This is a genomic window from Phycisphaerales bacterium (assembly GCA_035627955.1).
Classification (GTDB): Bacteria; Planctomycetota; Phycisphaerae; order Phycisphaerales; family UBA1924; genus JAEYTB01.
Window position 1 is genome coordinate 1 of record DASPKU010000014.1, and the last position, 26,918, is coordinate 26,918.

Sequence of the window (26,918 nt, forward strand, 5' to 3'; positions counted from 1 at the left end):
CGGTGCGGATTGCCGCCGGCAGGCTCTCGTCGAACTCGACGTTGAACTCGAGCTGCTTGTCGGCGGCGAGCTGGCGGAAGGTCCGCTCCATATGCTGCTTGAGGCCGGAGAGCGGCATCTCGCCGACCTCGATCGAGACGGTGCCCGACTCGATCTTCGAAAGATCGAGGATGTCGTTGATCAGGCTCAGAAGGTCCGAGCCCGCCGAGTGGATCGTCCGCGCGAACTCGGTCTGCTTGTCGTTGAGATTGCCCTGCGGATTGTCGGCGAGCAGCTTCGAGAGGATCAGCAGCGAATTGAGCGGCGTGCGCAGCTCGTGCGACATGTTGGCGAGGAACTCGGACTTGTACTTGGAGGTGAGGGCGAGCTCCGCGGCCTTCTCTTCCAGGGCTCGGCGGGCCTGCTCCACTTCCTTGTTCTTGCGTTCCACTTCCACGTTCTGCTCGGCCAGCTGCTTGGCCTTGGTGGCGAGCTCCTCGTTTGTCTGCTGGAGCTCGGCCTGGCGCGTCTGGAGCTCCATGGTGAGCTGCTGGCTCTGCTCCAGCAGGTTCTCGGTACGCATCGTCGCTTCGATGGTGTTGAGCACCACGCCGATCGACTGCGTCAGCTGCTCGAGGAACGTGAGGTGCGTCTGGGTGAAGGGCCGCAGCGAGGCCAGCTCGATCACCGCCTTGGTCTCACCCTCGAAGAGCACGGGCAGCACGACGATGTTGGCGGGCACGGCCTCGCCCAGGCTCGAGTGGATCATCGTGTAGTCCGGCGGCACCTCGGTGAGGAGGATGCGCAGCTTCTCCTGGGCGCACTGGCCCACGAGGCCCTTGCCCATGTCGATGCGGAGCGGCTGGTCCTTGCGCTGGGCGTAGCCGGCGAGCAGGCGCAGCCAGGGGCCGGTGTCGCTCTCAACGGTGGCGTCGCCCGATTCCATCTGGTAGACGGTGCCCTGCTGGGCGTTGACCAGCGGGGTGAGCTCGGACAGCAGGATCTGACCCACGGTAACGAGGTCTCGCTGGCCCTGGAGCATGCGGGTGAACTTGGCGAGGTTTGTCTTGAGCCAGTCCTGCTCCTGGTTGCGCTCCGTGGTGCCACGGAGGTTGTCGATCATCGTGTTGATGTTGTCCTTGAGCTCCGCCACCTCGCCGCGGGCTTCCACCTGGATTGAGCGGGTAAGGTCGCCCTTGGTCACGGCGGTCGCCACTTCGGCGATGGCGCGCACCTGGTTGGTGAGGTTGGCGGCGAGCAGGTTCACGTTGCTGGTGAGGTCCTTCCACGTGCCGGCGGCGCCGGGCACGTTGGCCTGACCACCCAGGCGGCCTTCCACGCCCACGTCGCGGGCCACGTTGGTCACCTGCTCGGCGAAGGTCGCCAGCGTGTCGGTCATGTTGTTGATGGTCTCGGCCAGCGCGGCCACCTCGCCCTTGGCTTCCACCGTCAGCTTCTGGCGGAGGTTGCCGTTGGCGACGGCGGTCACCACCTTCACGATGCCGCGCACCTGGTCCGTGAGGTTGGCGGCCATGACGTTCACCGAGTCGGTGAGGTCCTTCCAGGTGCCCGCGACTCCGGGCACCGCCGCCTGACCGCCGAGCTTGCCTTCGGTACCCACCTCGCGGGCCACGCGGGTCACTTCGGCCGCGAACGAGCGGAGCTGGTCCACCATGGTGTTGATGGTGTTCTTGAGCTCGAGGATCTCGCCCTTCACGTCCACCGTGATCTTTCGGGAGAGGTCGCCTCGGGCCACGGCGGTGGTCACCTCGGCGATGTTGCGGACCTGGCCGGTGAGGTTGGCGCCCATGGCGTTGACGGAGTCGGTGAGGTCCTTCCATGTTCCGGCGACGCCGAGCACCACCGCCTGCACGCCCAGGCGGCCTTCGGTGCCCACTTCGCGGGCCACGCGGGTCACTTCCGACGCGAACGAGCGGAGCTGCTCCACCATGGTGTTGATGGCTTCCTTCAGCTGAAGGATTTCGCCGCGCACGTCCACGGTGATCTTCTTGGAAAGGTCGCCGTTGGCCACGGCGATAGTCACCTCGGCGATGTTGCGCACCTGGCCGGTGAGGTTGGACGCCATCGAGTTCACGTTGTCGGTGAGGTCCTTCCAGGTGCCGGCCACGCCGGGCACGAGGGCCTGACCACCGAGCTTGCCTTCCGTACCCACCTCGCGGGCCACACGGGACACTTCCGAGGCGAAGGAGTTGAGCTGGTCCACCATGGTGTTGATGGTGTTCTTGAGCTCCAGAATTTCACCCTTCACGTCCACCGTGATCTTGCGCGAGAGGTCGCCACGGGCCACGGCGGTGGTCACTTCGGCGATGTTGCGCACCTGACCGGTGAGGTTGGACGCCATGGCGTTCACGGAGTCGGTGAGGTCCTTCCATGTGCCGGCCACGCCGGCCACGAGGGCCTGGCCACCGAGCTTGCCTTCGGTGCCCACTTCGCGGGCCACGCGGGTCACTTCGGAGGCGAACGAGCGGAGCTGGTCCACCATCGTGTTGATGGTTTCCTTGAGCTGCAGAATCTCGCCGCGGACGTCCACGGTGATCTTCTTGGAAAGGTCGCCGTTGGCCACGGCGATGGTCACCTCGGCGATGTTGCGCACCTGGCCGGTGAGGTTGGAGGCCATCGAGTTGACGTTGTCGGTGAGGTCCTTCCAGGTGCCGGCCACGCCTGGCACCTGCGCCTGACCACCGAGCTTGCCCTCGGTGCCCACTTCGCGGGCCACGCGGGACACTTCCGACGCGAAGGAGTTGAGCTGGTCCACCATCGTGTTGATGGTGTTCTTGAGCTCCAGGATTTCGCCCTTCACGTCCACGGTGATCTTGCGCGAGAGGTCGCCGCGGGCAATAGCGGTCGCCACGTCGGCGATGTTGCGCACCTGACCCGTGAGGTTCGATGCCATCGAGTTGACGTTGTCGGTGAGGTCCTTCCACGTGCCGGCCACGCCGGGCACTTCGGCCTGACCACCGAGCTTGCCTTCGGTGCCCACTTCTCGGGCCACACGGGTCACTTCCGCGGCGAAGCTTCGCAGCTGGTCCACCATCGTGTTGATGGTTTCCTTCAGCTGAAGGATCTCGCCGCGGACGTCCACGGTGATCTTCTTGGAGAGGTCGCCGTTGGCCACGGCGATGGTCACTTCAGCGATGTTGCGCACCTGAGCAGTGAGGTTGCCGGCCATCTGGTTGACGTTATCGGTGAGGTCCTTCCACACGCCCGACACGCCCTTCACCTGCGCCTGGCCGCCGAGGCGGCCTTCGGTGCCCACCTCGCGGGCCACGCGCGACACTTCCGACGCGAAGCCGTTGAGCTGGTCCACCATCGTGTTGATGGTGTTCTTGAGCTCGAGGATTTCGCCCTTCACGTCCACCGTGATCTTGCGCGAGAGGTCGCCACGGGCCACGGCGGTTGCCACGTCGGCGATGTTGCGCACCTGACCTGTGAGGTTGGATGCCATCGAGTTGACGTTGTCGGTGAGGTCCTTCCACGTGCCGGCCACACCCGACACCTGCGCCTGGGCGCCCAGCTTGCCTTCCGTGCCCACTTCGCGGGCCACGCGCGAGACTTCCGAAGCGAAGCCGTTGAGCTGGTCCACCATCGTGTTGATGGTGTTCTTGAGCTCGAGGATCTCGCCCTTCACGTCCACCGTGATCTTGCGCGACAAGTCGCCCTTGGCCACGGCGGTGGCCACTTCGGCGATGTTGCGCACCTGCGACGTGAGGTTGCCGGCCATCGAGTTCACGTTGTCGGTGAGGTCCTTCCACGTGCCGGCCACGCCGCGCACCTGGGCCTGACCGCCGAGGCGGCCTTCGGTTCCCACTTCGCGGGCTACGCGGGTCACTTCGCTCGCGAAAGCGTTGAGCTGGTCCACCATGGTGTTCATGGTGTTCTTGAGCTCGAGCACCTCGCCCTTCACGTCCACCGTGATCTTCTTGGAAAGGTCGCCGTTGGCCACGGCGGTGGCCACTTCGGCGATGTTGCGCACCTGCGTGGTCAGGTTGTTGGCCATGGAGTTCACGTTGTCCGTGAGGTCCTTCCACGTACCCGCCACGCCTTCCACCTCGGCCTGACCGCCGAGCTTGCCTTCGGTACCCACTTCGCGGGCCACGCGCGACACTTCCGAGGCGAAGCCGTTGAGCTGGTCCACCATCGTGTTGATGGTGTTCTTCAGTTCGAGAATCTCGCCCTTCACGTCCACCGTGATCTTGCGGCTGAGGTCGCCGTTGGCGATGGCGGTGGCCACGTCGGCGATGTTGCGCACCTGCGACGTGAGGTTCGACGCCATCGAGTTCACGTTGTCGGTGAGGTCCTTCCAGGTACCGGCCACGCCGGGCACCTGCGCCTGACCACCGAGCTTTCCTTCCGTACCCACCTCGCGGGCCACGCGCGACACTTCCGACGCGAAGCCGTTCAGCTGGTCCACCATCGTGTTGATGGTGTTCTTGAGCTCCAGAATCTCGCCCTTCACGTCCACGGTGATCTTGCGCGAAAGGTCGCCCTTCGCCACGGCCAGGGTCACGTCGGCGATGTTGCGCACCTGACCCGTCAGGTTCGACGCCATCGAGTTCACGTTATCGGTGAGGTTCTTCCACGTGCCGGCCACGCCGGGCACTTCGGCCTGACCACCGAGCTTTCCTTCCGTACCCACCTCGCGGGCCACGCGCGACACTTCCGACGCGAAGCCGTTGAGCTGGTCCACCATCGTGTTGATGGTGTTCTTGAGCTCGAGGATTTCTCCCTTCACGTCCACCGTGATCTTGCGCGAGAGGTCGCCCTTCGCCACGGCCGTCGTCACTTCCGCGATGTTGCGGACCTGGGCCGTCAGGTTCGACGCCATTGAGTTGACGTTGTCGGTGAGGTCCTTCCAGGTACCCGCGACGCCCGGCACCATGGCCTGGCCGCCGAGCTTGCCTTCCGTGCCCACTTCGCGGGCCACGCGCGACACTTCCGACGCGAAGCCGTTCAGCTGGTCCACCATCGTGTTGATGGTGTTCTTGAGCTCCAGGATCTCGCCCTTCACGTCCACCGTGATCTTGCGGGAAAGGTCGCCGCGGGCCACGGCGGTGGTCACACCCGCGATGTTGCGCACCTGGGCGGTCAGGTTCGACGCCATGGCGTTCACCGAGTCGGTCAGGTCCTTCCACGTACCCGCCACGCCGGGCACCACGGCCTGACCACCCAGCTTTCCTTCAGTACCCACTTCGCGGGCCACGCGGGTCACTTCGGCGGCGAACGAACGCAGCTGGTCCACCATCGTGTTGATGGCTTCCTTCAACTGGAGGATTTCGCCGCGGACGTCCACCGTGATCTTCTTGGAAAGGTCGCCGTTGGCCACGGCGATGGTCACGTCGGCGATGTTGCGCACCTGGGCCGTGAGGTTGCCGGCCATCTGGTTCACCGACTCGGTGAGGTCCTTCCACACGCCCGACACGCCCTTCACCTGGGCCTGGCCGCCGAGCTTGCCCTCGGTACCTACTTCGCGGGCCACGCGCGTCACTTCCGAGGTGAACACCGACAGCTGGTCGATCATTCGGTTCACGAGCTTGGCCGAGCGGAGGAACTCGCCCTCCAGCGGACGCCCGTCCACTTCCAGGGCCATGGACTGGTCGAGGTCGCCCTTGGCCACGGCGCCCACGGCCCGCGTCACTTCGGTCGTGGGCCACACGAGGTCGTCGATCAAGGTGTTGATGGCGTTGATCTCATCGGCCCACTCGCCGGCGACGCCGGGCACGCTCATGCGCTGCTTGAGCTTGCCTTCCTTGCCCACCACGCGGGACACGCGGGCTGTCTCCTGGGCCCGGCGCTCGGAGACGGCCAGGATGTCGTTGAACGCGTCGGCGATCTTGCCGCGCAGGCCCGTCTGGTCGCTGGGCATACGGACGCTGAAGTCGCCGGAGCGGAAGGCGAGCATCGCCTCCAGCAGTTCGCGTGAGAACGCGTCCACAACCTCGCCGTTGGACGAGGGCTCGTGGTGATGCTCCACCTGTCCGTCCTTCAGGGTTTCCTTAACAGCGGCGGCGGCACGGCGAGGAACAGACTTCACCTCTGGTTCCATGAGCGGCTACGTCCTTTGATTGTTCGAAAACCCACCCAGCCCTAACACATGATGAGACACAGGTGATAGAGGGACCGGGTTAATGCCTCATGAAACGGCAGTGCATCGGGCGCTATGCGGGCTTTGTCCGCCTGTGCACCGGGTGTGGACAGCGGTGAACCGTGAGCGCGCGCAGACGCGGCAGCCCGCGCGCAGACCCATGTGTCAGCCAGACTTACGCCCTCAAGAAAGCGTCCTCAGCAGGGGTTGCCGCCCAGCACCCGGAAGAACGCCTCGATGTCCTGGTCGGTGCCAGTGTCCCCGTCGCCGTTGAAGTCGGCACCGCCCGACCAGCAGGTCGGGCAGCAGCTGCCACCCAAACACGCAAAGAACGCTTCGATGTCCTGATCGGTGCCCGAGTCCCCGTCGCCGTTGAAGTCTTGAGGCCCGCACACCGGCCCGTTCTCGCAGAATGAAGCCCCCGTCAACCGCAGGATGTACCAGGTGTTGTCGTTGACGACGAAGCTCTCCCACTGGGCCAGCGGGTTCGCGGCCCCGGGGCCGTCTGCCAGTCGCTCGCCCGAGGCCGTGTCGCCCCAGAGGTTCTGCCCACTGGCGTCCTGCGGGCGGCAGGAGCTGGGGGTCACCGCGATGTAGTACTCGCCGTTCCCCAGGGCCGCGACGACGCTCGAGGTAATCCGAGACTGGACGCTCTCAACAATGTCATCATTGAGGGTGACGCCGCGCCCGTTTGCGTCGAACAGGTAGAGCTGGGTGTCCATCTGCAGCGACAGAAAGGTGTCGGCTGAGAAGTTCGCGGCGTCGGTGATGCAGATCTTGTAGATGTCGATGTCCTCGCGGTACTGGGTATAGCCGCGGATCTCAGTGAGGGCGCCGCTCCCGCGCAGGTCCGTCGCCGCGGTCGCGATTGAATGGCCAGCATCGCCGGCGCAGTAGCTTTCGTAGGCCACGCCCGCCGGCGGCTCTATCCCGTCGCCGCTGCCCCATTGGAACACGATCTGCCCGCCGCCCTGGTTCCCCTCGGCGTCGGGGATCACGTTCCAGTCGGTATCGAGGAAGTACGAGTTGAACGGCGTGGCCACCACGTAGTAAGTGCCCGCCGGGAGCGGGCCGTCGCGCCCATCGCCGACCGTGCCGCCATTGGAATAGGAGCGCACGGGTGTGCTGGAGCCGAATGACATCGCCGAGTTGTGGCCGGCGCCGTCATCGTCGTCGTTGAAGAGGCGCCTGCCCGTGCTGTCGTAGATGGCGATCTCCGAGTCGAAGCCGCCGAAGTTCTCCGTGTAAATGTCGAGGTAGGTGGGAGCGCAGCGGCTGACCTCGGGGACGGTGAAGCTGAACCAGGCCAGCGTGCCGCTGCTTACGCCGTAGGACCAGGAGGTCGTCGGGGCCGCGGAGATGTCGCCGAGCTCGATGGGGACGGGCTGGGCGTAGGCGGCAGATGCGAGGGCGAGGGCGAGACCGGCAACGACGGTGGGCGTACGCATGGGGACCTCCCGTTGGCGTCTGCCGCCCGCGCCGGACCAGCAGCGGGGCAGCTGGGGTCAGCATACCGGCAAGAGGCCTCATGCCAAAGGGAAAGTGCAGGCTTGGCAAAAAGCGGCACAGCCGCGAGAACGCGGCTGTGTCACTCCCTGACGGTCGTGGTTCCTACTCAGCAGGGGCCGCCGCCCAGGACGCGGAAGAAGCTCTCGATGTCCTGATCCGTTCCCGCATCGCCATCGGCGTTGAAGTCGGCCCCGCCGCTGTAGCAGGTGGGGCAGCAGTGGCCGCCAATGCAGGCGAAGAAGGCCTCGATGTCCTGATCGGTGCCCGAGTCCCCGTCGCCGTTGAAGTCGGAGGTGCCGCACAGCTGGGTGGAACCCGAGCCCACCGTCACGCACGCGGAGAACTCCGAAGTGTCGCCCGTGGACAGACGGGTCGCGGTGCCGGTGACGTACTGGCCCGCGCTCTGGGTGAGGGCGAGACGGGCGCTGAAGGCCGCGGTGCCGGAGGTATCCGTCGTGATGATTTCAGCGCCCAGGAACCGCTGCCCCTCGCCATAGCCGGTCTCGTCGCAGGCGTCGTTGCCAAAGAACTCGACGCGGAACTGCTCGCTCGGGTGAGAGTTGAGCGTGCCGGAAACAAGGATGAATGAACCATCCGAGGTGGCGCTGGCGACATCGGGGAAGTTCTGGAGCTCGTTGGGGCCGGTGTCGCCGTCGCCCGAATCATTGGGCGTGTGGCCGTAGACCGCGCCGAAGATGGGGTCGACGACGGCGAGGAGGTCGATGCCAAGGAGGCCGTTGTTGTAGATCGAGTTGCCCGAGACGGTGATGGAGCCCGCGCCGATCACGACGCCGGTGCGCTCGCTGTTGACGACGAGGTTGGCGTCGCCGTCCTCGAGCCCACCGAAGAGGGCGCGGTTGGGCGTGCTGCCGTCGACGTAGTTGGGGTAGGCCTTGAACCCTTCAAGGCAGGGGTACTGCGTGGTGCGGGTCACGTCCGTGCCGATGGTGTTGCCGGTGATCACCACGTTGTCGGAGCTCCCCGAGAGGTAGATTCCGGTGCCGTAAACGCGGTTGGCGTAGTGGTTCGTGCCCTGCACGCGGATGCCCGCGACGGTGTTGTTGCGGACCTGGGCGCTCATGGCTCCGGTGATGCCGATGCCCGTAGTCGCCACACCACGCGCGAGAGTGACGCCGTCCTCCGCGAGGGCCACAGTGTTGTTCTCGACGATGGTGCCGGTGGAGGCGCCGATGTTGATGTAGGTCCCTTGCGGGAACCCCTCGCTGCTGCGACGACCCACACTGTTCACGACGTTCCGCTCGGCCACCGTCGGGCCGCCGATCAGGGTGTTCACGGCCCCGCCGCGGACGAGCACGCCGTTGAAGCCGCCGTTGATGATGTTGCTCTGAACCCGGTTGTTGGAGCCGCCGTTGATCTCCAGGCCGCTGTTGTGGCCGCCGAGTTTGTTTCCGTGCCCGGGCTCGCCGATCACGGTGTTGCTGGCGCCGTCCAGGATAATGTTGTGCACCAGGCCGCCCAAGAAGATGCAGTCGACGACCTTGCAGTTGTCGCCGTAAATCTGGATGGCCCGCCCACACATGCCCGCCCCGTTCAAGTTGCGGACCTCGCAGTTGTTGCCGTGGATGTAGAGCGCGGCGGTGTTCTCGGCCTGCCAGCCGAAGAAGCCCACGTCCGGCCCGCTCGGATCGGTGTCGCCGTACGCCGCCGTCTGGCTGGCGCCGTCGATGATGGTCCCATCGTCGGTCAGGATGAACGGGTAGAAGTCCACGATGATCTGGGCGCGCCCACCCTGCGGCCCCATGGGGTACGTCCAGAACATGGGGTCACAGGCGAAGTTGATCGTCTGCCCGCCCGGCGTGTTGTTGGCCGCGGCCACGGCCTCGCGCATGCTGACCTCCCCGTCGGGTCCGGGCAGATCGGCGACCTGCTGGAAACCGCCGAAGTCCACGTGGTCGCCGGTCATAGTCACGGTGATGGTCTCACCACCGGTCTGGGTCTGTTCCTGGTTGGCGATGAAGAACTGGCCGTCGGTGGTGTAGGACATGCCCCACACGCTGCCGATGCGGATGAGGTACTGCTGCCCGGCCACGGCCTGGAAGTCAACGCGCGGCTCGCCGTTGCACGAGGGGTTGTCATCGTTCTGGGCGATGGGGTTGCCGGTGGGGCACTCATTGGGGAACAGCGCGATGAATGCGTTCATGTCTGCCCGCCCGCAGGTCGTGATGTACGCGGGGCCCGAGGCGGTCGCGGTCCAGCGGAACCACACGTCCTTGCCGCAGTAGTTGTGCGGGTCGCTCGCGACGACGCTGTCGGTGGCGGAGGCGTTGTGGTAGTTGAACCAGCCGGGCCCGCTGATGGATGTCGCGGTGGTGCACTCGTCGTTAGTGACCTGGGGTGTGAAAACCCACTTGAGCACGCCCGCGCCGCCAACGGTGTTCTCAGGGCTGCCGAGCCGCAACTTGTAGGTCTGACCGGCGGTCACGTTGAAGATGAGCTGGCTGGCGAGACCGTTGTTGCAGTCCCAGCCGATGTTGTTGTTGCAGTCGATGTACTGGGCGGCGGGGTCGCAGGCGTTCGCGCCGAACACCGCGAGCACGGTGTCGACCTGCGTCGCGGGGTCGCAGGTGTTGACGGTCATGGTGCCGTTGGCGTTGGGCGAGAAGCTGTACCAGAGGTCGCGCCCCATCATCTCGCAGCCCTGAGGATCGGCCAGCGAGCTTGTCGCGGCGCTGGTGTTGAAGCTGAGCTGCCCGCTGCCGGTGAGGGCGAGCGCGAACTGGCAGGAGTCGTTGGTCGCGGGCGGGTTGTTGTAGAACAGGTTGAAGCTGCCGAGCACGCCGCTCCACGTGCCGGCGCCATGGCCCACGCGGAGGAGGTACTGGCTGCCGGCATTAGCCTGGAAGGAGATGGACGCGCCGAAGGTGCAGTTTCCGCGGGTGCTGCACTCGAGCGAGGGGCCGCCGCAGGCGGTGTGCACGGCGATCACGGCCGGGCTGTTGCTGCCACAGGTGGTGAAGATGACCTCGCCGCTCTGGGGCGCGGTCCACCGGAACCACACGTCTCGCTTGATCCAGCAGTTGGCCATGTCCTCCTGCTCGGGGCCGGCGCTGCGGGTGTCGTAGTTGAAGGAGCCGGTGCCGGTGATGGCCGGCGCGGTGTTGCAGTTGTCGCTGCCCTGGCCCATGGCCGCACTGCCGAGCAAGGCTGCCGAGACCGCCACCAACACCCGCTGCAAGGCCGTGCGCATGGGAACCTCTCCTGAAGACGCGTCTGGAAGAGTACTGCCGCCGTCAAACACCCCCACTCCTCATGCGGCACCCGGGTTGAGTGCGCCTCAGAATGAGCAGGGGCTCATGACGGCACACTCGTCCGCAACCACTCCTGTGGGGGGAGCGTTCGGGGGAGGCCTGCTCGACCGCCATTGGTGATCCGGACGCGCGAAGTCCATGGCGCGCTGACCAACTGTGCACCGGCGTGGCGCATGGAAACCAGCGTCGGCAGGGGTGCGACGCCGGGACTCTCGCCATGCACGCCCGCCGCGCCTTCACGCTCATCGAGCTGCTCGTGGTCATCGCCATCATCGCCCTGCTGATCGGGATCCTGCTGCCCGGCCTGGGTCAGGCCAGGGAGGCGGGGCGGGCGGTCAAGTGCATGTCCAACCTGTCGCAGATCGTCAAGTCTGCGAACACCTACGCGCTCGATTACAAGGAGCAGATCTGGTACGGCTACGACTGGTCGCACGCTGCCTACGAGCTCGACTGGGAGCTCAAGTACGGGCGCGGGCTGCTCTACCAGTACACGCGGAACGTTGCGGAGATCTCCGAGTGCCCCAACCGCAAGCGGCGTGGGGCGACCCCGGAGCTGGCCCGCCCTGGCGCTCGTGGTGGGAAACCCCCGACGACAAGCTCGAGTTCGACTACACCATGTTCGGCCGCTTCCACGGCCTGCGCCTGGGCACCAACCCGAAGGTGGCCGCACTCACCACGCCCCAGACCTACGCCGTCGACACTCCCCCACCGCCGACGCTGCCAGGGACGACCACTGCCCTCACGATGCTCAGCGGTGTGCCCCTCTATATGGAGGAGTCGATTTACTTCTTCAACCAGTACGTGCGCGACGGCTGGTTCGGCAGCAGCGACCAGCCCGCCATGAATCACACCAAGAGTGCCTTCGCCGCGTACGTCGAGGGGCACGTGGAGCCGCTCAACCTCTCCCGCGGCGGCCAGATGAAGGTCCGAGAAGCGGCGGATACGGACTGCTGGGACTTTTACACGCTCAGCAAGGGACGATGGATCCGCGTGGAGCCGACGAACACGAGCAACTCGACGAACTGGCGCGAGCGGCCGTTTGGTTGGATTAACGACCCGCGCCCGTGACCTTCTGAGCGACTGCGCCCCCCGCTGTGTGAACAGAGTCTCACGACTCGTTCGGTCTTGCCAAGCGCGTGGAACCCGGCAAAATGCTCGCCGGTCGTCCCTGGTGATGTGCGCACGTCCTCGCAGGAGATTCTTTCACGTGCACGAATCACACGCGCCCCGCATCCGTCCATCACAGGTTCACGCACGCGTCACGCCGCAGCTGTTGACGACACTTTTCCCGCGCCGCGCCTTCCCCGAGCTGCCCGAGTGCACGCACCTGAACCCGCAGTCGAGCAACGTGCACCGGGTGCGCACGATGATCGGGATATTGAGCGATGAGGAGCTGCGGGCGCTCGCCACGGCCGTGGGGATGCACTGCGCGGGGGTGCCGACTTCGACGTTGTATATGGGGCTGATGGACCTGACGTAAAGCGCCGATCGCGCGAGCGATCGGGCCCGGCTCTCGCGGGCACGAAAGGCGATGGTCAGAATCGATCGCTTGCGCGATCGGCTCTTTGACACGACTGATCGATCGCTTGCGCGAGCGGCGCTTTAGAGACCTTCTTCTTCCTCGAACACAGGGCGCTGGTCCGAGCCGCCGCCGTCGCGGTGGTTCTCCGCGGGGCCGGTCTTGGGGCGTGCGCCGAACGCGCTGCTTGGGCGCGGGGCGGCGGGCGCGGGCGGGGGGTCGGCGTCGAATGGCGGCGGGGTGAACGCCTGGGTCCAGGGCTTGGCCTCGATCGCGCCCTTGCCGGGGCCGGCGGGGAACTTGGCCGCGGCCTGTGAGGGGGACGAGTAGCCCACATCGTCGAAGGGGTACCCGCCCGGCGGCTGGCTGTGCTGGTCGAGGTTCTTGAAGCGGGTGGTCTTGCTGTCCCACATGAGCTTCACGATGTCGGTCGGGCCGTTTCGCTGCTTGGCGACGATGATCTCCGCCACGCCGACCTTGTCGGGGTTCTCGATCTTCCACTGCTCGTCCTGCACGTGGTAGTAGTCCTCACGGTGCAGCAGCAGGATCACGTCGGCGTCCTGCTCGATGGAGCCCGACTCGCGGAGGTCGGCCATGCGCGGGCGGTTGCCCTCGCGCTGCTCGCTCGCGCGGTTGAGCTGCGCGAGGCAGATAACCGGCACGTTCAGCTCGCGGGCGAGGGCCTTGACGCCGCGTGAGATGGTCGACACTTCCACCTGCCGGCTCTCGCGGGCCGCGCCGGGCGCGGTCATCAGCTGGAGGTAGTCGATCATGATGACCTTGACGCCATACTGGGCCACCATGCGGCGGGCCCGTGCACGCAGCGTCAGCACCGTCATGCTCGGCATGTCGTCGATGTAGATCGGCGCGTGCTTGAGGTCGTCCGCGGCCTGTCCCAGGCGGTCGAGGTCGGCCTTGCTGATGGAGTGACCGCCGCGCAGGTGCTGGCTGCTCACGCCCGACCGCGCGGAGATGAGACGCTGCACGATGGCGTTCTTGGACATCTCCAGGCTGAAGAACCCGACCGGCACGGAGTTGGTGGGCGGGGCGCCAAGGACGGCGGTGCCGCCCATGGCGATCTGCTCGGCGAGGTTCAGCGAGAACGCGGTCTTGCCCATCGAGGGACGGGCGGCCAGGATAATCAGCTCGCCGGGCTGGAAGCCGCGGAGCAGGTCGTCGAGGTCGGTGTAGCCGCTCTTGACGCCGGTCATTGGCCAGCCGTCGCGCTCGGCCACCATGATGCGGTCGATCTCGATCTGCAGCAGGTCGGCCAGCGACTGCGGGTCGGCGGTCGATGACTCCTGCGCGATCTCGAACACCGCCATCTCGGCCTTGTCCAGCACCTCGCGGGCGCCCTCGGGCCCGAGCTCGCCGACGTGGTAGGCGTCGTAGAGGATCTGCCCCGCGGCGTCGATGAGGCGGCGGAGCTTGGCCTTCTCGGCAACGATGCGTGCGAAGTGCGGGGCGTTCACCGCCGTGGGCACGCAGTTGGCGAGCTCGACGAGGTAATCGGCGCCGCCGACCTGATCGAGCACGTTGCGGTCGCGGAGCAGGTCCACGATCTGCACGAGGTCGCCGGTGTTGCGCTGGTCGTAGACGTCGAGCACCGCCTTATAGATCTCGGCGTGCTGCACCTTGTAGAAGTCGCCTGCCCCCTTGATCAGGCTGATCACGTCGGGGATGACGCCCGGGTCGAGGATGATCGACCCCAGCAGCGACATCTCGGCCTCAAGGGCCTGGGGCGGCTGGCGGTCGAACAGGTCCTTCACCGAGACCTGCTCGAGGCGGTTGAAGTTGCGGCGGGAGCGGCCGTTGGTTGGGGCGGTGGCGTCCATGCGGGGGGCCCAGTCTGCCGGGGTGCCGCCCTTCCCTGGCGGTTCTACCAGCTGATTGCAGACTATCCACCGGCTGTCCGGAATGGAACGCAACTTCCCGGACGCTCGCCCGAACCATCGTCGACGCCGCAACTTAGAACTTGCACCGCGCCGGGGGGATTCACAGCCGGAATTCGTGAGGTCTCGTGTACACTTCTTCCGCATGATCCCCCGGCATGGGGTGCTTTGTCGACATCTGCCTTGACCGCTGCATGCCCGACACCCCGACATTCCCGGGCCCGTCACCACACACGTCCCGCGGCGACGTGACGGTCCTGCTGTCGCGCGCCCAGAAAGGCGACCGCAAGGCCACGGAAGAGCTGTTCCCGGTGGTGTACGGCGAGCTGCGGGACCTCGCCGAGCGGTTTCTGGCCGGGGAGCGGCGGAACCACACCCTCCAGCCGACCGCGCTGGTGAACGAGGCGTACCTGCGGCTGGTGGGGCCCGAGGCGTCCTGGGAGAGCCGGGCGCACTTCTTCGGTGCGGCGGCGACGGCGATCCGGCGGATCCTGACCGACCACGCCCGCACCCGCGACCGGCTCAAGCGCGGCGGGGGCAAGAAGGCCGTACCGCTGGAGAACGTGGATGTTGCCGCGGACGACGAGCAGCATGACCTGATCGGCCTTGACGAGGCGCTGACCGCGCTGGCCAAACTCGACGAGCAGAAGTCGCGGGTGGTGGAACTGCGGTTCTTCGGCGGGCTGTCGATCGAGCAGACGGCGACCGTGCTCGGGGTGTCGCCGAGCACGGTGGTGCGGGACTGGCAGTTCGCCAAGGTGTGGCTGCACCGCGAGCTGACGAAGGACGACTGAGCCATGGACTCCACGCGGCTCAAGCGCGCCGAGCAGGTGTACTTCGAGGTCGCGGGCCTGCCGGCGGATCAGCGCCCGGGCGCGGTGGCGCGGGCGTGCGGGTCGGATACAGAGCTGCGAGCGGAGGTCGAATCGCTGCTCGCGCACGCCGGCGCCGCCGAGGAGTTCCTCGAAGAGCCGGCGCTGGGCACCGACTTCCGCCTGCTGGGCACCCTCGACGCCAGCCCCGACGCCATGGCCGGCAAGGTCGTCGGGCAGTTCCGCATCGACGAGCGGATCGCTTCCGGCGGCATGGGCACGGTCTACCGCGGCCTGCGGGCCGACGCCGAGTTCGAGCAGCAGGTCGCCATCAAGCTCGTCAAGCGCGGCATGGACAGCGAGGAGATCGTCCGCCGCTTCCGCGCTGAACGTCGCACCCTCGCGGCCCTTGACCACCCCAACATCGCGCGCCTGATCGACGGCGGCATGACACCCGACGGGCAGCCGTACCTGGTCATGGAGTTTGTGCCGGGGCTGCCGATCGACGAGTACTGCGATCAGCGCTCGCTGAACACGCACGAGCGGCTGGAGCTGTTCCTGAAGGTGTGCGACGCGGTGCGGTACGCGCACCAGAACCTGGTGGTGCACCGCGACCTCAAACCCGGCAACATCCTCGTGACCGAGGAGCGCGTGCCCAAGCTGCTGGACTTCGGCATCGCCAAGGTGCTCAACCAGGGCTCACCCGCGGACGTGACGACTGTTGAGGAGCGGCGGCTGACCCCCGAGTACGCCAGCCCCGAGCAGGTCGCGGGGCAGACCATCACCACCAGCAGTGACGTCTACTCGCTGGGGGTCATCCTGTACGAACTGCTGACCGGGCATAGGCCCTACGTCTTCCGCTCCCGCACCACCGCCGAAGTCGAGCGCATCGTCTGCGAGCAGGACCCGCCCGCGCCCAGCACCGCGGTCCTCAAAGTGCAGACCCGCCTCAGCACGGGCGGTGCCCCCGAGCGGCAGATCACCCCCGAGGCCGTGAGCCAGGTGCGTGAGGGCTCGCCCGACCGCCTGCGCCGGCGGCTCAAGGGCGATCTGGACAACATCGTGATGATGGCGCTGCGGAAGGATCCGGCACGCCGCTACGCCTCGGTGGAGCAGCTGGCCCTGGACATCCGCCGCTACCTGGCCGACCTGCCGGTTTCGGCCCGGCGGGAGACTCCGGGGTACCTTGTCGGCAAGTTCGTGAAGCGCAACGCGTGGGGCGTGAGCGTGGGCGCGGCGGCGGCGGTGGTCGCGGTAGCGGCGTTCTTCTTCATCCGTCACCAGCGCGACGAGGCCTATGCCGCCCGCGATCAGGCCGAGCGCATCGCCGACTTCATGCAGCAGGTGCTGGGCGCGGTCGATGCGGGCAACGCCAATGCCCTCTCGGCCGACGTCAAAGTCACCGACATCCTTGAATCCGCATCCTCCCGCTCGCTCGCCGCATTCCAGGGCAACCCGCGCATCCTCGCGGCGGTGCAGAGCACCATCGGGCGGGCGTACCTGGGCCTCGGGAAGTACGAGAAGGCCGAGCACCACATCCGCTACGGAATGAACCTGCGGGAGCAGCACCTCCCCGAGGGCCACCACGACATCGCCGAGAGCAAAATCGACCTTGCCCACTTCTACTACATCAAGGACGACTACGGCAGGGCCGAGGAACTGCTGCGGCAGGCGCTGGCGACTCACGAACGGCTCCGCGGTGAGGACAACCAGGACACCGCCCGCGTATGGAACGACCTCGGGGCCGTGCTGCGTGCTCAGGGCAAAGTCGAGGACGCCGAGCAGGCGCACCGGCGTGCCCTCCAGATACGCGAGCGCCTCGCCGAGACCGACCCGGGCGCCCGCGAGGCGGTAGCGGAGAGCTACAACAACCTCTCGGCGGTCCTCGCCGCCCGTAACGACCTGGAAGGCGCGATCAGCATGATGCAGCGGGCACTGGCGCTGCGGCGCGAGCTGCTGCCGGCGGACCACCCGATGGTCGCCCAGGCCCGCGGCAATCTGGCGGTCATGATGGCCAAGAAGGGGCGGGCCCAGGGCGATCAGGCGCTGCTGCGGCAGGGCATCGCCCTGATGGAAGAGAACAACGCCGTCGAAGAGCGGGTGCTGGGCGGGACGCACCCGCAGTTCGCCCGCTCTATCGCCACACTCGCGGCCATGCACGCCGCCGCCGGGGACATCCCAAAGGCCGAGCAGCAGATGAGGCGCGCGGTTGATATCCGCAAGCTGAAGGTGGAACCCGGCGAGGTCGACGTGTGGATGATGCAGTACCAGCTGGCGAGCCTGCTCACGCGTCAGAAGAAGTACGAGGAGGCCGAGCCGCTGTACATCGAGGCGCTCACCAACCTCAGCGAGACCCTACCGGCCGCGCAGGAGGTGCGGGCCCTGGTCACGCAGGAACTGCGGATCCTGTACGAGCGCACGAACCGCCCCGAAAAGGCCGCGGCCCTGAAGCCCATGGGCGGCTGAACAGGGCCCCCCAAGCCGCATCTATATAGATTGAGTGGTCAGACCGGCGACTTCAGCTCTCGCGGCCCCAGGGTCTGGATGGTCACTTTTCCCAGCCGCCTGGTCGCAAGATAACCATTGAGCTGATCAAGAGTTACGGCATCGATCTGGCGGGCCAGCTCCTCCAGGGAGCGGGGCCTGCCCAGCTTCCGCTGGTCCGAGGCCAGGGCCACCGCCCGGGACCCCGTCGACTCCCCACTGAACACCAGGCCCGACTTCATCCCCACCTTGGCGCGCTTGAACTCGTCGGGCGTCACCGCTCCCGCGCCCTCGTTGAGGCGGTTGAGCTCGCCAACGAGTACATCGAGCGACTCCTGAGCGCGCTCGGGCGTGGTGCCGACGTACGCGGTGACCACGCCGTAGTCGCGGTCCGCGCGGTACCCGGCCGAGACCGAGTAGCACAGCCCGCGCTTCTCGCGCACCTCACTGAAGAGCCGGCCCGACATCCCGCCCGAGAGAACACTCACTGCGAGGCGCTCAAGGACGCACTCGGGCGCCGGCTCGGGGGGTGCATCGTGGGCGAGGATGATCTGCACCTGGTTGCTCTCGTCCGTCTCATGGGCATACCCGCGAGTGGGCGGCGATGTTGGCCTGGGCTCCTCGGTGTTGCCCGACCAGCCGTTGAGCAGGTCATTGAGGGCCCGCTCGATGGCATCTGGATCGACCGCACCCGCGGCCGCGAAGATGGCGCGACCGGGCTTGGCGAGGCTGCTCCAGCCATCTGCTAAGTCCTCACGGGACAGGGAGTTCAGGCCTTCCTCGGTGCCCATCCCGCTGCGATTGAACGGGGCCGCGTGGTGGCGCGAGCGGGCCAGGAGCATCGCGCGCTCCTGCGGATCATCCTTGAGTGACGCGAGCGACTGGAGCGCGAGGTCGCGGCAGGGCTCCACCGCGTCTTCATCCATGCGAGGCCTCAGCACCATGTCCACGATCAGCGGGAGCGTGTCGAGGAAGCGCTCGCCGAGCATGGTCGAGCCCACACGCATCGTGTAGGTGCCCAGCTCGGTCGCGCGGCTGGCGCCGAGGCGGTCCGCGGCGTCAGCGTGCTCGCGGCTGGAGCGCGGGCCAGCGCCGCGGAGCAGGAGCTCGGCCCACATGGTGGAGAGCCCCTCCTTGTCGGCCGGGTCGTACGCCGACCCGGCGGGGAGGAGCCAGCACATCGCGGCGGAACGGACGCCGCTCATCGGCTCGACGATGAGGGGCATGCCACAGCGGAGCGTGCGAGTGGTGATCGTGGTTGTCATGGCGGGCAGTTTAGGGACATGCGCCGAGGCTTGCATGGGCGGAAACCCCTGTTTTTGCCGAGTGAAACTGGGGTGCGGAGGTCGCGTGGATTAAGCCGGGTGATGTGGAGGATGTGAGCATGGCTCACGCGCGGGCTGCGTGGGCGCGCGGCTGATCGACCGCGCGATGATGGTCCAGCATCCGGCATCGACGCGCGCTGCGCGATGCTTGAGACGCGGCGCGCAGAGGTTGGAACGGTTCCAATCGCGCCTCGGATGCGCTCGCGCCGCTCATCGGAGCGCTTCAAGAAGGGTCGAAGAGGTCATCGCGCGAGAATTCCGCGCGCCTCGCGCCACTTTCTCCACATTTTTTCTGTTCGCTCAAGCACAACACCCCGCGCTTCCGATAATCTGTCTACATCCGGAGAATCGCGCGAGCGATGCTGTGGTGCTCACTCGACGGATTCTCGCATTCGAAGGAGTCGGACATGGCTAAGAAGGCTGCCAAGAAGAAGGCGAAGAAGAAGGCGTCCAAGAAGGCTTCCAAGAAGAAGGCCCGATGACGCGAGGGCGTCGCAGGTCGACGCCCTGAAAACGCCTGTTTTCGAGGCGAAAAATCGAAAACTCGACGAACAAGGGGCCGCAAGGCCCCTTGCTCGTTTTTGGCCGCGCACCGAGCCCGCGCGGGCTCCGAGACGCTCGTCTTGGTCGCCGAGTGCCGCCCTCGCCCATCGCCTCCAACAATCCATTGATGACCACCACCGAGACCCACGCCGCGCTGCGACGGCTCCACCGGTTCTACGAAGGCGTGCTCAACATCGACGAGCGCTTCGAGCGGACCAACTTCGTCATCGACCCGGCGACGAGGCGCCCGGTGTTCCCCGCCAGCCCGGGGGTGCTCGAGGCCGAGCAGCTGACCATCCACATCCCCGAGGATGAGCCGGGGGCGCTGCACGCGGCCGGCGCGCCTGTGGAGCTCGACCCGCTCCGCGATCCCGCGTGCGACCGGTATCTCTTCTACTTCGGCAAGCCGCGCTGGAGCCGCTTCGCCGCGCTCAACCTCGAGCACATCAAGAGCGTCGACCTGGTGGTGGACGCGGACGAGCTGGTGAGGAACCCGCTCGCCGGCGCCGAGCCGGCCCTCTGCCGCTGGGCCAACCAACACCCCGACCTGCTCGTAAGTGCTTGCCAGAAAAGAGCTAATGTTACCCCAACAAAACCCCGACTTGTCGGAGTTGATCCCTACGGCCTCGACATCCGCGCCGAGTTCGGGCCCGTACGAGTTGAGTTCGACGAGCTGCACGAGGACGAGGCGTCGTGGCGCCGCACGCTCGAGGTGTTCGCGTGAGCGCGCGCCCGACGAACCTCCGCGAGGCCCACGCCCACCTCCCATGGCACGCTCGCGCACTCTCGATGGTCCGGCTCGACGCCTGCACGAGCGCTGGCGAATGCCTGGACCTGCTCGCTGCGCGGGCGGCGACACTCGCGCCCGACGAATGGCTGATGGCGGTTGCCGCACGTGTGCAGGCGTGGGAGGAGGGTGCGTGGCCACCCTTGGCCGCGCTCAACAAGGCGAGCGGCGGTCACCCGTGCGTGGTGATGTCCTTCGACCTTCACAGCGCGATGGCGAACACCAAGGCGCTCGATCTCTCGGGCGTGCTCCAATCAACGCCCGCCGGCGGCGTGGTGTGCACGGACAATCGCGGTCAACCCTCGGGCGTGCTGCTCGAAGCTGCGGCCCAGCGCGCCTTCCAGTCCGCGCCGGAGCCGACGAGGGAGCAGTGGCGTGGGTTGCTCCCGTTCGCACTACAGGACCTTGCCAGGCATGGGTTTACGGAAGTGCACGACCTGCTCGCCCCGGCATGGCTGGGGCCGATGCTCGCGGCCATTGACCGTCGCGGAGAACTGCCGCTCAGTGTGCGGCTGTTCGTTCCATACGCGGAGCTTGGCCGCGCACTGGCCGAGCGCAGCGGGTGGACCACGGACCGCGTGTCGCTCGCTGGCGCCAAGCTCTTCGCAGACGGAACGCTCAACAGCCGCACCGCCCACGTGCTCACGCCCTGCGCGGACCCTCTCCCAGATCACCCCCACGGCACCATTATCACTGATACTGCAACCCTCCAGCGCGCCATCGAGGAAACCGCTCGCCTGGGGATGCAGCTCGCCGTGCACGCCATCGGCGATGCCGCCGTGCGGAGCGTGCTCGATGCCGCGGAGGGCGCGCTGTCAGCACTCCGTTCGTATGTGAGACACGGGCGCCTCGGGCACGAGCGCGCCAGGGCAGGCCACGTCCGCATCGAGCACTGCGAACTGATCGACGAAGCCGACGTGCCCCGCTTCGCGCAGCTTGGCGTCACCGCCAGCGTGCAGCCCTGCCACTTACTGGCCGATATCGAGGCTCTTAGGCGCTACTTCCCGCACCGGCTCCAACGTGTGCTGCCGCTCCGCGAGCTGATCGATGCCGGCCTGGAGCCCGGACGCACGCTCATCTTCGGCAGCGACGTCCCCGTCGTGCGGCCCGACCCGGAGGACAGCATCCATGCCGCGGTCTACCGGCGACGCGAGGGCATGGGCGAGGGAGAGGCCATCGCCCCCGCGCATGCGATCACCGAGGCAGAGGCATGGGCCTGCTTCCGCCCCGCGTACCCACTCACTTCTTGAACATCAGCACCAGCCCTACCACCACGATCGCCATCACGATGGCGATCGCGACCTTGGGCTCCAGGAAGAAGATCCGCCATTGGCGCGGCACGCGCGACGCCATCTGGAGGTTGTGCAGCGTCTCTTCGCGGTCGTGCTTGCGCTTGTCGGACTTGGCCAGCGCCTGCCCGAGCCGCTCGTAGGGGTCGCCCTTGCGGCCGCTGTGCTTCTCGTAAAACCTGGGATCGACGACCATGAGTCCCCCTTCCATGCCCGAATGGGCCGACCCGGGCAGACTACCAGCCCGGTGGGGGGCGATCCATCATCTATAATGGATGGGCGGGACCACCTCCACCGCTTCGACCGGGAGTGTTCGGCATGCGTCAGGACATCAGGTACAACAACATCATCGATTCCGACGAGGCACGCCTGGCGCAGGAGGCGGCGGACCGGGCGCCCGAGACTCCCGCGGCCGAAATCGGCGCGGACCAGTTCTACATCACACAGAACTACCACCTCTACACGCGCGAGGATCACGACGTGTGGCGCGACCTCTTCGACCGGCGCTGGACGGTGCTGGAGAAGCAGGTCAGCAAGATCTTCATCGACGGCATGAAGATCCTTCGGCTCTCGCGCGACCGCCTGCCGCTGCTGGATGACCTCGTGCTCGACCGCGACATCGAGATCGCCGGCGGGGTGAAGGTTGCCAAGGGCACGAAGCTCGAGGGCGTGAACAGGTTCCTCAGAGCGCAGAGCCGCTGGGCGAGCTACGGCGTGCCCGGGTACCTGCCGGCCAAGGCGTTCTTCGCGTGCCTGGCGCAGCGCGAGTTCCCCACCACCGTGCTCATCCGCCCGCGCGAGGTGATGGACTACCTGCCCGAACCCGACATTTTCCACGACGTCTTCGGGCACGTGCCGCTGCACACCCTCGAGGTGTTCGCGGACTTCCTGCAGACCTACGGGCAGGCTGCGCTGGAGTGCGAGGACGAGGTGCACGTCAAGCGCCTCGGCCGGCTCTTCTGGTTCACCGTCGAGTTCGGGCTGATCCGCGAGAACGGCGAGGTCAAGCTCTACGGCAGCGGCCTGGTCTCCTCGCATGGCGAGGCCGAGTACGCCCTCAAGGGTCAGTGGGAGAAGAAGGGCCAGACCGCGCCCGACTGCCTCGAGCGGCCGGTGGCCGAGTGGCGGCCCTTTGACCTCGAGCGCATCTGCAACACCGACTTCGAGATCCACCACTACCAGCCGATCTACTACGTGCTGGAGAGCTTCGAGCAGCTGCGTGACGCGATGAACAGGTACGCGGAGCAGGTGCTGGGCCACCGCCCGGTGCTGGCGGGGGCGCGGTAACCGATGCGGCCCAGGCGCGATTCGTTCCCACCCACTTCTCGCGACGGCGGGGGCGCACGCCCCGGCGCCGATGACCGCATCGGCGGTCAGCCCGAGGCGCAGGGCTGGACCAAGGCCGAGTTGCTGGAGGCGTGCGACCTCTCACCCAAGTCGTTCGACACGCTGCGCAAGGCCGCGCGCGTCCGCGGCCCCTCGCACGGCGGCCTCAACTGGGTCTTCTCGCGGGCCGATGTCGAGGCGCTGATCCACCGCGCCGAGAGCGGGAAGTTCACCGAGATGGGCCCCACCGCCGCAGCCGCGTGGAAGAAGCTGCTCAACGGCGAATAGGAGCCCCGACCGTCAGGAAGGGGACAGCCGCGCCTCCCGGCTGTGCTGTCTTTCCCTAAGGTGGCGCGCACGCGGCGAGGCGCCGCGTATCGCTCCCTTACGGTCGCGGTTCTTACACACACCGCAGGGTGATATGGATGATCTCCGCCGGAGCGCTCAGCCGGATCGGGTACCAGTGGCCCACGCCGTTACTGACCACCAGGGCCGCGTTGTCGTGCTCGGGCTTGCGGTAGAGCCCCGTCCAGTAGCGGTACATCAGCGGCCCAAAGCCGATGTTCTCGTTCGCCATCAGCTGCCCGCCGTGCGTGTGGCCGCTGAGCGTGAGCGGGAGGCCCTGCCGCGCCGCCTCATCGAACGCGTGCGGGTGGTGGGCGAGCAGGATCGGGAACGCGCCCGGCTGCACCTTGCGGGCAATGTCGGCGACCGACTCACTGATCTGGTCGTCGCTGCGGCGCCACGGGAGGCCCAGGACCTGCACATCGCGACCATTGATGCGGATGGCCGCGGACTCATTGACCAGCAGCGGCGTCCGCTCCTTCGTGCGGCGGATGAACTCCTGGCCGTTCTCAATGAGGTCGTGGTTGCCCACGCACATGAGTGTCGCGTGCCGCGGCTGCATGGCCGTGACGGCGTCGAGGGCTGCGGGTAAATCGGCCAGCCGGTTGTTGATGAGGTCGCCGGGCAGCAGGATCAGGTCGGGGGCGAGCTGGTTGGTGGCTTCGACGATCTTGCGGAGCAGGCGATCGTCGGTGAACGTGCCGACGTGCACATCGGAAACGTGGGCGATCGTCAGGCCATCAAGCTCGCGCGGCAGCGACGCGATCTCAATGGTCATCGGCCGGACGCGGAAGTGCTGGAGCCGGGCCCGCGAGTAGCCGGTGAGCGCGAGTGTCGCCAGCGGCGGCGCGGCCACCGCCGCAGTAATGAAGCCGCGACGCGTGAGCGGCGGCAGCGCACCGGCCTGTTCCGGCTCCGCCGTTTGAGTCCTATCGCTCCTATGAGTCCTATGGCTCCTATACGCCTTCACCACCCTCCGCACCGCGTGCCACGGCACCATCACCACGATCAGCACCGGCAGGATCAGCAGGTGCCACAGGTAGACCGTGGTCATAATGAGCGTGGGCGGGTGCGGCATGGCCGCGCCCATCAGGCGCGAGGCGAAGATCCAGCCGATCATGCCCAGCTGCACGCCCATGAACACCGCGACCGCCACGCGCAGCCACACGCGCCCGGCACGCCGGGCCAGGTAGTCGGCCCGCCACCACCAGAGAATGTCGGCCGCGAGGATGGCGAAGAGGATGAACCGGAACATCAGGGAAGAACGCTAGCGCGGGTCGCCGCGCGGCTCACGCCCGCTCGCCCTGGGACTTCGCCTTGGCGGAGCTGAGGGAGACACCGGTGCGGCGGGCCGGCATCGGCGATGGCGGGGGGGTGCCAACGGGCTCACCGCGGTACATCGCCTCGTAGGCAGCCACGGTGCGGTCCTGGTCCAGTAGCTCAAGGGCCCAGCGGCGGCCCGCCGCGCCCATGGCGGCACGGCGCGCCGGGTCTGCGAGCAGGCTCGCGATCGCCAGTCGCAACTCACCCTCATCATCGGTGGGCTGGGGGTTCAGCGAGTTCTCCACGATCACCGCCCCGCCGCTCGCGTGTAGCTCGGGCCAGATGTTCACGCCCTTGGCGGTGATGATCGGCGTACCGGCGGCGAGTGACTCGACCAGCGACAGCCCGAAGTTCTCGTGGATGGACGGCTGCACGTACACATCGGCCGCCTGGTACAGCGAGATCTTTTCGACGCCCCCCACCATGCCTAGCAGGTGCAGGTTGTCCCCCAGCCCAAGCTCCTTCGCCCGGGCGCGGAGCACATCGGCGTAGTCCGCGGGGTCGGCGGGACCGGCGAAGATGAGCTGCAACGCCTGCCCGTTCTGCTTGAGCGTGGCCGCGGCCCGCAGGACGCGCTCCAGGCCCTTCACCTTGTTGAGGCGGGAAATGCACAGCAGCTTCGCGCCGGGCAGGTTTAGCTGCGGGAACTGGGCGCGGGCAAGCTCTGGCCCGGGCAGCGCCCGAAAGGGCGACATGTCCACCAGCAGCGGCACCACGGCTGCCCTCCCGCGCGGGAACAGCTTTGAAGACTGCTCCGCCTCCCCCTGCGCCGTGCAGTGCACCGCGATCGCGTTCTCGAGCAGCGAGCGGCTGAACAAACGGTGGTAGATCTTCTTGCGGGCGGCGTGCTCGTTCATGCACCAGTCGTCGAGCATGCCGTGGGCGGTGAGCACGTACGGCACGCCCACCTTGCGGGCGATGCGTGCGAGCTGGAGGTTGGGGCTGGCCCAGGGGCCGTGCAGGTGCAGGACGTCCGCGCGCTCGATCACCGCACGCGCGGCCTCGCGACCGGCACGAGGCACGTAGTGCGTGGGGAAGTCAGGCCCCAGCTTGTAGCCCTTGTGCCCCTTGAGCTCGCGTCGCAGGTCGCGCACCGGGATGTGCACGCACGCCGGCGTGCCCCTGGCCGCCAACTCCCACGCGTCGCCGCCCCGCGGCACCTTCCATGCAGCATCGACGTCGTCGTCCTCGCCGGTGAGCAGCACCAGCTCGTGCCCCCGCTCGGTCATCCCGGTGCACAGGTCGAGCACGGCCCGCGTGACACCGCCGCCCTTGAGGTCGATGGACTTGAGGAAGTGGACGATCCGCACAGGTTGAGGATAGGTGAAGCCCGGGTTGCAGGCCCCTTTACCGCGTGGGGGGTTCACCTTAAGTACGAGCCCTCAGGCGGGCGGTTCGCAAGCTGCACCGGGTGAGCTCAGCAGCCGCCGCCGCCCAGGACTCGGAAGAATGCCTCGATGTCCTGGTCTGTGCCGAAGTCGCCGTCCCCGTTGAAGTCGCTCCCCTGGCAGAAGCAGGTGCAGCAGCAGTTCCCGCCCAGGCACGCGAAGAAGGCTTCGATGTCCTGATCGGTCCCCGAGTCACCATCGCCGTTGAAGTCCTGCGGCCCGCACAGGTTTCCGGAGCACGAGGGAGCGACGCGGCTGCCCTCGAGCACGAACGGCAGCTCGAACGCTCGCCCCTCCTGAACACCGGCAACATACCCCTCGCGCCCCTCGAACCACGAGCGGGGGCTGGCCTGCTGGCCGTCGAGCGCGCTGTACTGGCGGGCATTGTGCCCCTCCACCGCACTGCGCGGCGACACCAGCGGCACGTGCATGTTCTGCCCGCTCGTGAGGGCCGGCGTGACGAAGGAGAACTCGATCCAGTACGTGCCCGACGCAAGCTGCGGCAGGCCGCTGACATCGACCACGTACTCGTGCACTGGTCGGTTCGTCGAGGTGCTGGTGACGCTCTGCCGGTGGCAGATGAGTGCACCCGCCGTGACCGGCACCGTGATCGACTGCGCCAGCATGGGAGCCGGCAACGGATCCGGGTGCGGCAGCGGCGAGTTCGCGTTGAACGGCGGCGCACTCCACAGGTTCACCTTCACGGCCGTGACTGCCGGCACCGACGTGAAGTTGCGGAACGCGTAGAGCTTCAGGCTCGTGGGGACCCACGTCTCCCCGCAGGCGACGGTGAAGTCATCCGCGAGCGCATTGTCGAACGCCGCGGCCGCGCCGACACCCGTCGTGGAAAAGATGAAGGTCTGCCCCGGCATGGTGAACCCGTCGCAGTTGCTGATCGGCAACCCCGCAATAGTGCCCGTGCCGCCCGTCGGGTTGGTCACGATTGGGCCGTTGTCCCACAGCACCTCCTGAGCGTGCGCAGCGAACGGAAGAGCAGCCAAGGCAAGCATCGCAACACACTTCAT

General features: G+C 67.1%; 18 protein-coding genes. 9 read left to right on the top strand and 9 right to left on the bottom strand.

What is annotated here, in order from left to right; genetic code table 11:
- The 3 genes from VD997_12405 to VD997_12415 form a co-directional block, all read right to left on the bottom strand.
- Positions 1 to 6,031, bottom strand: a 6,031-nt coding sequence (locus VD997_12405; GenBank protein ID HYE62789.1) for a HAMP domain-containing protein, incomplete at its 3' end; no start/stop codon positions are given.
- Between the two features lie 248 nt (positions 6,032 to 6,279).
- Positions 6,280 to 7,530 carry a DVUA0089 family protein gene (locus tag VD997_12410; protein ID HYE62790.1) on the bottom strand — a complete coding sequence of 417 codons (1,251 nt, stop codon included), beginning with the start codon at positions 7,528 to 7,530 and terminating at the stop codon, positions 6,280 to 6,282.
- A gap of 167 nt (positions 7,531 to 7,697) precedes the next feature.
- The gene (locus VD997_12415) at positions 7,698 to 10,799 is read right to left on the bottom strand and encodes a right-handed parallel beta-helix repeat-containing protein (protein HYE62791.1); all 3,102 of its coding nucleotides are present in this window, start codon (positions 10,797 to 10,799) and stop codon (positions 7,698 to 7,700) included.
- 577 nt (positions 10,800 to 11,376) lie between these two features.
- Between VD997_12415 and VD997_12420 the strand changes: the two genes are divergently transcribed.
- Both VD997_12420 and VD997_12425 read left to right on the top strand, forming a co-directional pair.
- Positions 11,377 to 11,928, top strand: a complete 552-nt coding sequence (locus VD997_12420) for a hypothetical protein (protein ID HYE62792.1) — start codon at positions 11,377 to 11,379, stop codon at positions 11,926 to 11,928.
- Between the two features lie 139 nt (positions 11,929 to 12,067).
- Positions 12,068 to 12,340 (top strand): hypothetical protein, encoded by a 273-nt coding sequence (locus VD997_12425; GenBank protein HYE62793.1) that lies wholly within the window; start codon positions 12,068 to 12,070, stop codon positions 12,338 to 12,340.
- A gap of 122 nt (positions 12,341 to 12,462) precedes the next feature.
- Here the strand turns inward: VD997_12425 and dnaB are convergent, their stop codons facing one another.
- Positions 12,463 to 14,214, bottom strand: coding sequence for a replicative DNA helicase (dnaB, locus tag VD997_12430; GenBank protein ID HYE62794.1), 1,752 nt, complete (start codon positions 14,212 to 14,214; stop codon positions 12,463 to 12,465).
- 215 nt (positions 14,215 to 14,429) lie between these two features.
- Between dnaB and VD997_12435 the strand changes: the two genes are divergently transcribed.
- Together VD997_12435 and VD997_12440 are read left to right on the top strand one after the other, a co-directional pair.
- Positions 14,430 to 15,065 (top strand): sigma-70 family RNA polymerase sigma factor, encoded by a 636-nt coding sequence (locus tag VD997_12435; GenBank protein HYE62795.1) that lies wholly within the window; start codon positions 14,430 to 14,432, stop codon positions 15,063 to 15,065.
- 3 nt (positions 15,066 to 15,068) lie between these two features.
- Entirely contained in the window at positions 15,069 to 17,549 is a 2,481-nt protein-coding gene (locus VD997_12440; protein ID HYE62796.1) for a serine/threonine-protein kinase, read from the top strand.
- A gap of 38 nt (positions 17,550 to 17,587) precedes the next feature.
- Here the strand turns inward: VD997_12440 and VD997_12445 are convergent, their stop codons facing one another.
- Positions 17,588 to 18,832: a pitrilysin family protein gene (locus VD997_12445; protein HYE62797.1), complete on the bottom strand. Its 1,245-nt coding sequence runs from the start codon at positions 18,830 to 18,832 to the stop codon at positions 17,588 to 17,590.
- A gap of 419 nt (positions 18,833 to 19,251) precedes the next feature.
- Between VD997_12445 and VD997_12450 the strand changes: the two genes are divergently transcribed.
- The 3 genes from VD997_12450 (at position 19,252) to VD997_12460 (ending at position 21,472) form a co-directional block, all read left to right on the top strand.
- Positions 19,252 to 19,374, top strand: a complete 123-nt coding sequence (locus VD997_12450; protein ID HYE62798.1) for a hypothetical protein — start codon at positions 19,252 to 19,254, stop codon at positions 19,372 to 19,374.
- A 188-nt stretch (positions 19,375 to 19,562) separates the two neighbouring features.
- Positions 19,563 to 20,159: a hypothetical protein gene (locus VD997_12455; protein ID HYE62799.1), complete on the top strand. Its 597-nt coding sequence runs from the start codon at positions 19,563 to 19,565 to the stop codon at positions 20,157 to 20,159.
- Positions 20,156 to 21,472 (top strand): amidohydrolase family protein, encoded by a 1,317-nt coding sequence (locus VD997_12460; protein HYE62800.1) that lies wholly within the window; start codon positions 20,156 to 20,158, stop codon positions 21,470 to 21,472. Before VD997_12455 ends, VD997_12460 begins: the two co-directional genes overlap by 4 nt.
- On the opposite strand, the gene VD997_12465 is transcribed toward VD997_12460, so the two are convergent.
- Positions 21,462 to 21,722, bottom strand: coding sequence for a hypothetical protein (locus VD997_12465; protein HYE62801.1), 261 nt, complete (start codon positions 21,720 to 21,722; stop codon positions 21,462 to 21,464). The two genes, VD997_12460 and VD997_12465, sit on opposite strands and share 11 nt — an antisense overlap.
- Positions 21,723 to 21,829: 107 nt before the next feature.
- Between VD997_12465 and VD997_12470 the strand changes: the two genes are divergently transcribed.
- Together VD997_12470 and VD997_12475 are read left to right on the top strand one after the other, a co-directional pair.
- Positions 21,830 to 22,798 carry a hypothetical protein gene (locus VD997_12470; protein HYE62802.1) on the top strand — a complete coding sequence of 323 codons (969 nt, stop codon included), beginning with the start codon at positions 21,830 to 21,832 and terminating at the stop codon, positions 22,796 to 22,798.
- Positions 22,799 to 22,801: 3 nt separating this feature from the next.
- Positions 22,802 to 23,125 (top strand): hypothetical protein, encoded by a 324-nt coding sequence (locus VD997_12475; protein HYE62803.1) that lies wholly within the window; start codon positions 22,802 to 22,804, stop codon positions 23,123 to 23,125.
- Positions 23,126 to 23,237: 112 nt separating this feature from the next.
- Here VD997_12475 and VD997_12480 read toward each other — a convergent pair whose 3' ends face one another.
- From VD997_12480 to VD997_12490, 3 genes are all read right to left on the bottom strand, one after another.
- Positions 23,238 to 24,437 carry a metallophosphoesterase gene (locus VD997_12480; GenBank protein HYE62804.1) on the bottom strand — a complete coding sequence of 400 codons (1,200 nt, stop codon included), beginning with the start codon at positions 24,435 to 24,437 and terminating at the stop codon, positions 23,238 to 23,240.
- Positions 24,438 to 24,471: 34 nt separating this feature from the next.
- Positions 24,472 to 25,815: a glycosyltransferase gene (locus VD997_12485; protein HYE62805.1), complete on the bottom strand. Its 1,344-nt coding sequence runs from the start codon at positions 25,813 to 25,815 to the stop codon at positions 24,472 to 24,474.
- Positions 25,816 to 25,922: 107 nt separating this feature from the next.
- Entirely contained in the window at positions 25,923 to 26,918 is a 996-nt protein-coding gene (locus VD997_12490; GenBank protein HYE62806.1) for a hypothetical protein, read from the bottom strand.

Bases quoted from the DNA above. Each gene is read 5' to 3' on its own strand.
- VD997_12410 (HYE62790.1), bottom strand. From the start codon at position 7,530: ATGCGTACGCCCACCGTCGTTGCCGGTCTCGCCCTCGCCCTCGCATCT.
- VD997_12415 (HYE62791.1), bottom strand. From the start codon at position 10,799: ATGCGCACGGCCTTGCAGCGGGTGTTGGTGGCGGTCTCGGCAGCCTTG.
- dnaB (HYE62794.1), bottom strand. From the start codon at position 14,214: ATGGACGCCACCGCCCCAACCAACGGCCGCTCCCGCCGCAACTTCAAC.
- VD997_12435 (HYE62795.1), top strand. From the start codon at position 14,430: ATGGGGTGCTTTGTCGACATCTGCCTTGACCGCTGCATGCCCGACACC.
- VD997_12440 (HYE62796.1), top strand. From the start codon at position 15,069: ATGGACTCCACGCGGCTCAAGCGCGCCGAGCAGGTGTACTTCGAGGTC.
- VD997_12445 (HYE62797.1), bottom strand. From the start codon at position 18,832: ATGACAACCACGATCACCACTCGCACGCTCCGCTGTGGCATGCCCCTC.
- VD997_12450 (HYE62798.1), top strand. From the start codon at position 19,252: ATGCTGTGGTGCTCACTCGACGGATTCTCGCATTCGAAGGAGTCGGAC.
- VD997_12455 (HYE62799.1), top strand. From the start codon at position 19,563: ATGACCACCACCGAGACCCACGCCGCGCTGCGACGGCTCCACCGGTTC.
- VD997_12465 (HYE62801.1), bottom strand. From the start codon at position 21,722: ATGGAAGGGGGACTCATGGTCGTCGATCCCAGGTTTTACGAGAAGCAC.
- VD997_12470 (HYE62802.1), top strand. From the start codon at position 21,830: ATGCGTCAGGACATCAGGTACAACAACATCATCGATTCCGACGAGGCA.
- VD997_12475 (HYE62803.1), top strand. From the start codon at position 22,802: ATGCGGCCCAGGCGCGATTCGTTCCCACCCACTTCTCGCGACGGCGGG.
- VD997_12480 (HYE62804.1), bottom strand. From the start codon at position 24,437: ATGTTCCGGTTCATCCTCTTCGCCATCCTCGCGGCCGACATTCTCTGG.
- VD997_12490 (HYE62806.1), bottom strand. From the start codon at position 26,918: ATGAAGTGTGTTGCGATGCTTGCCTTGGCTGCTCTTCCGTTCGCTGCG.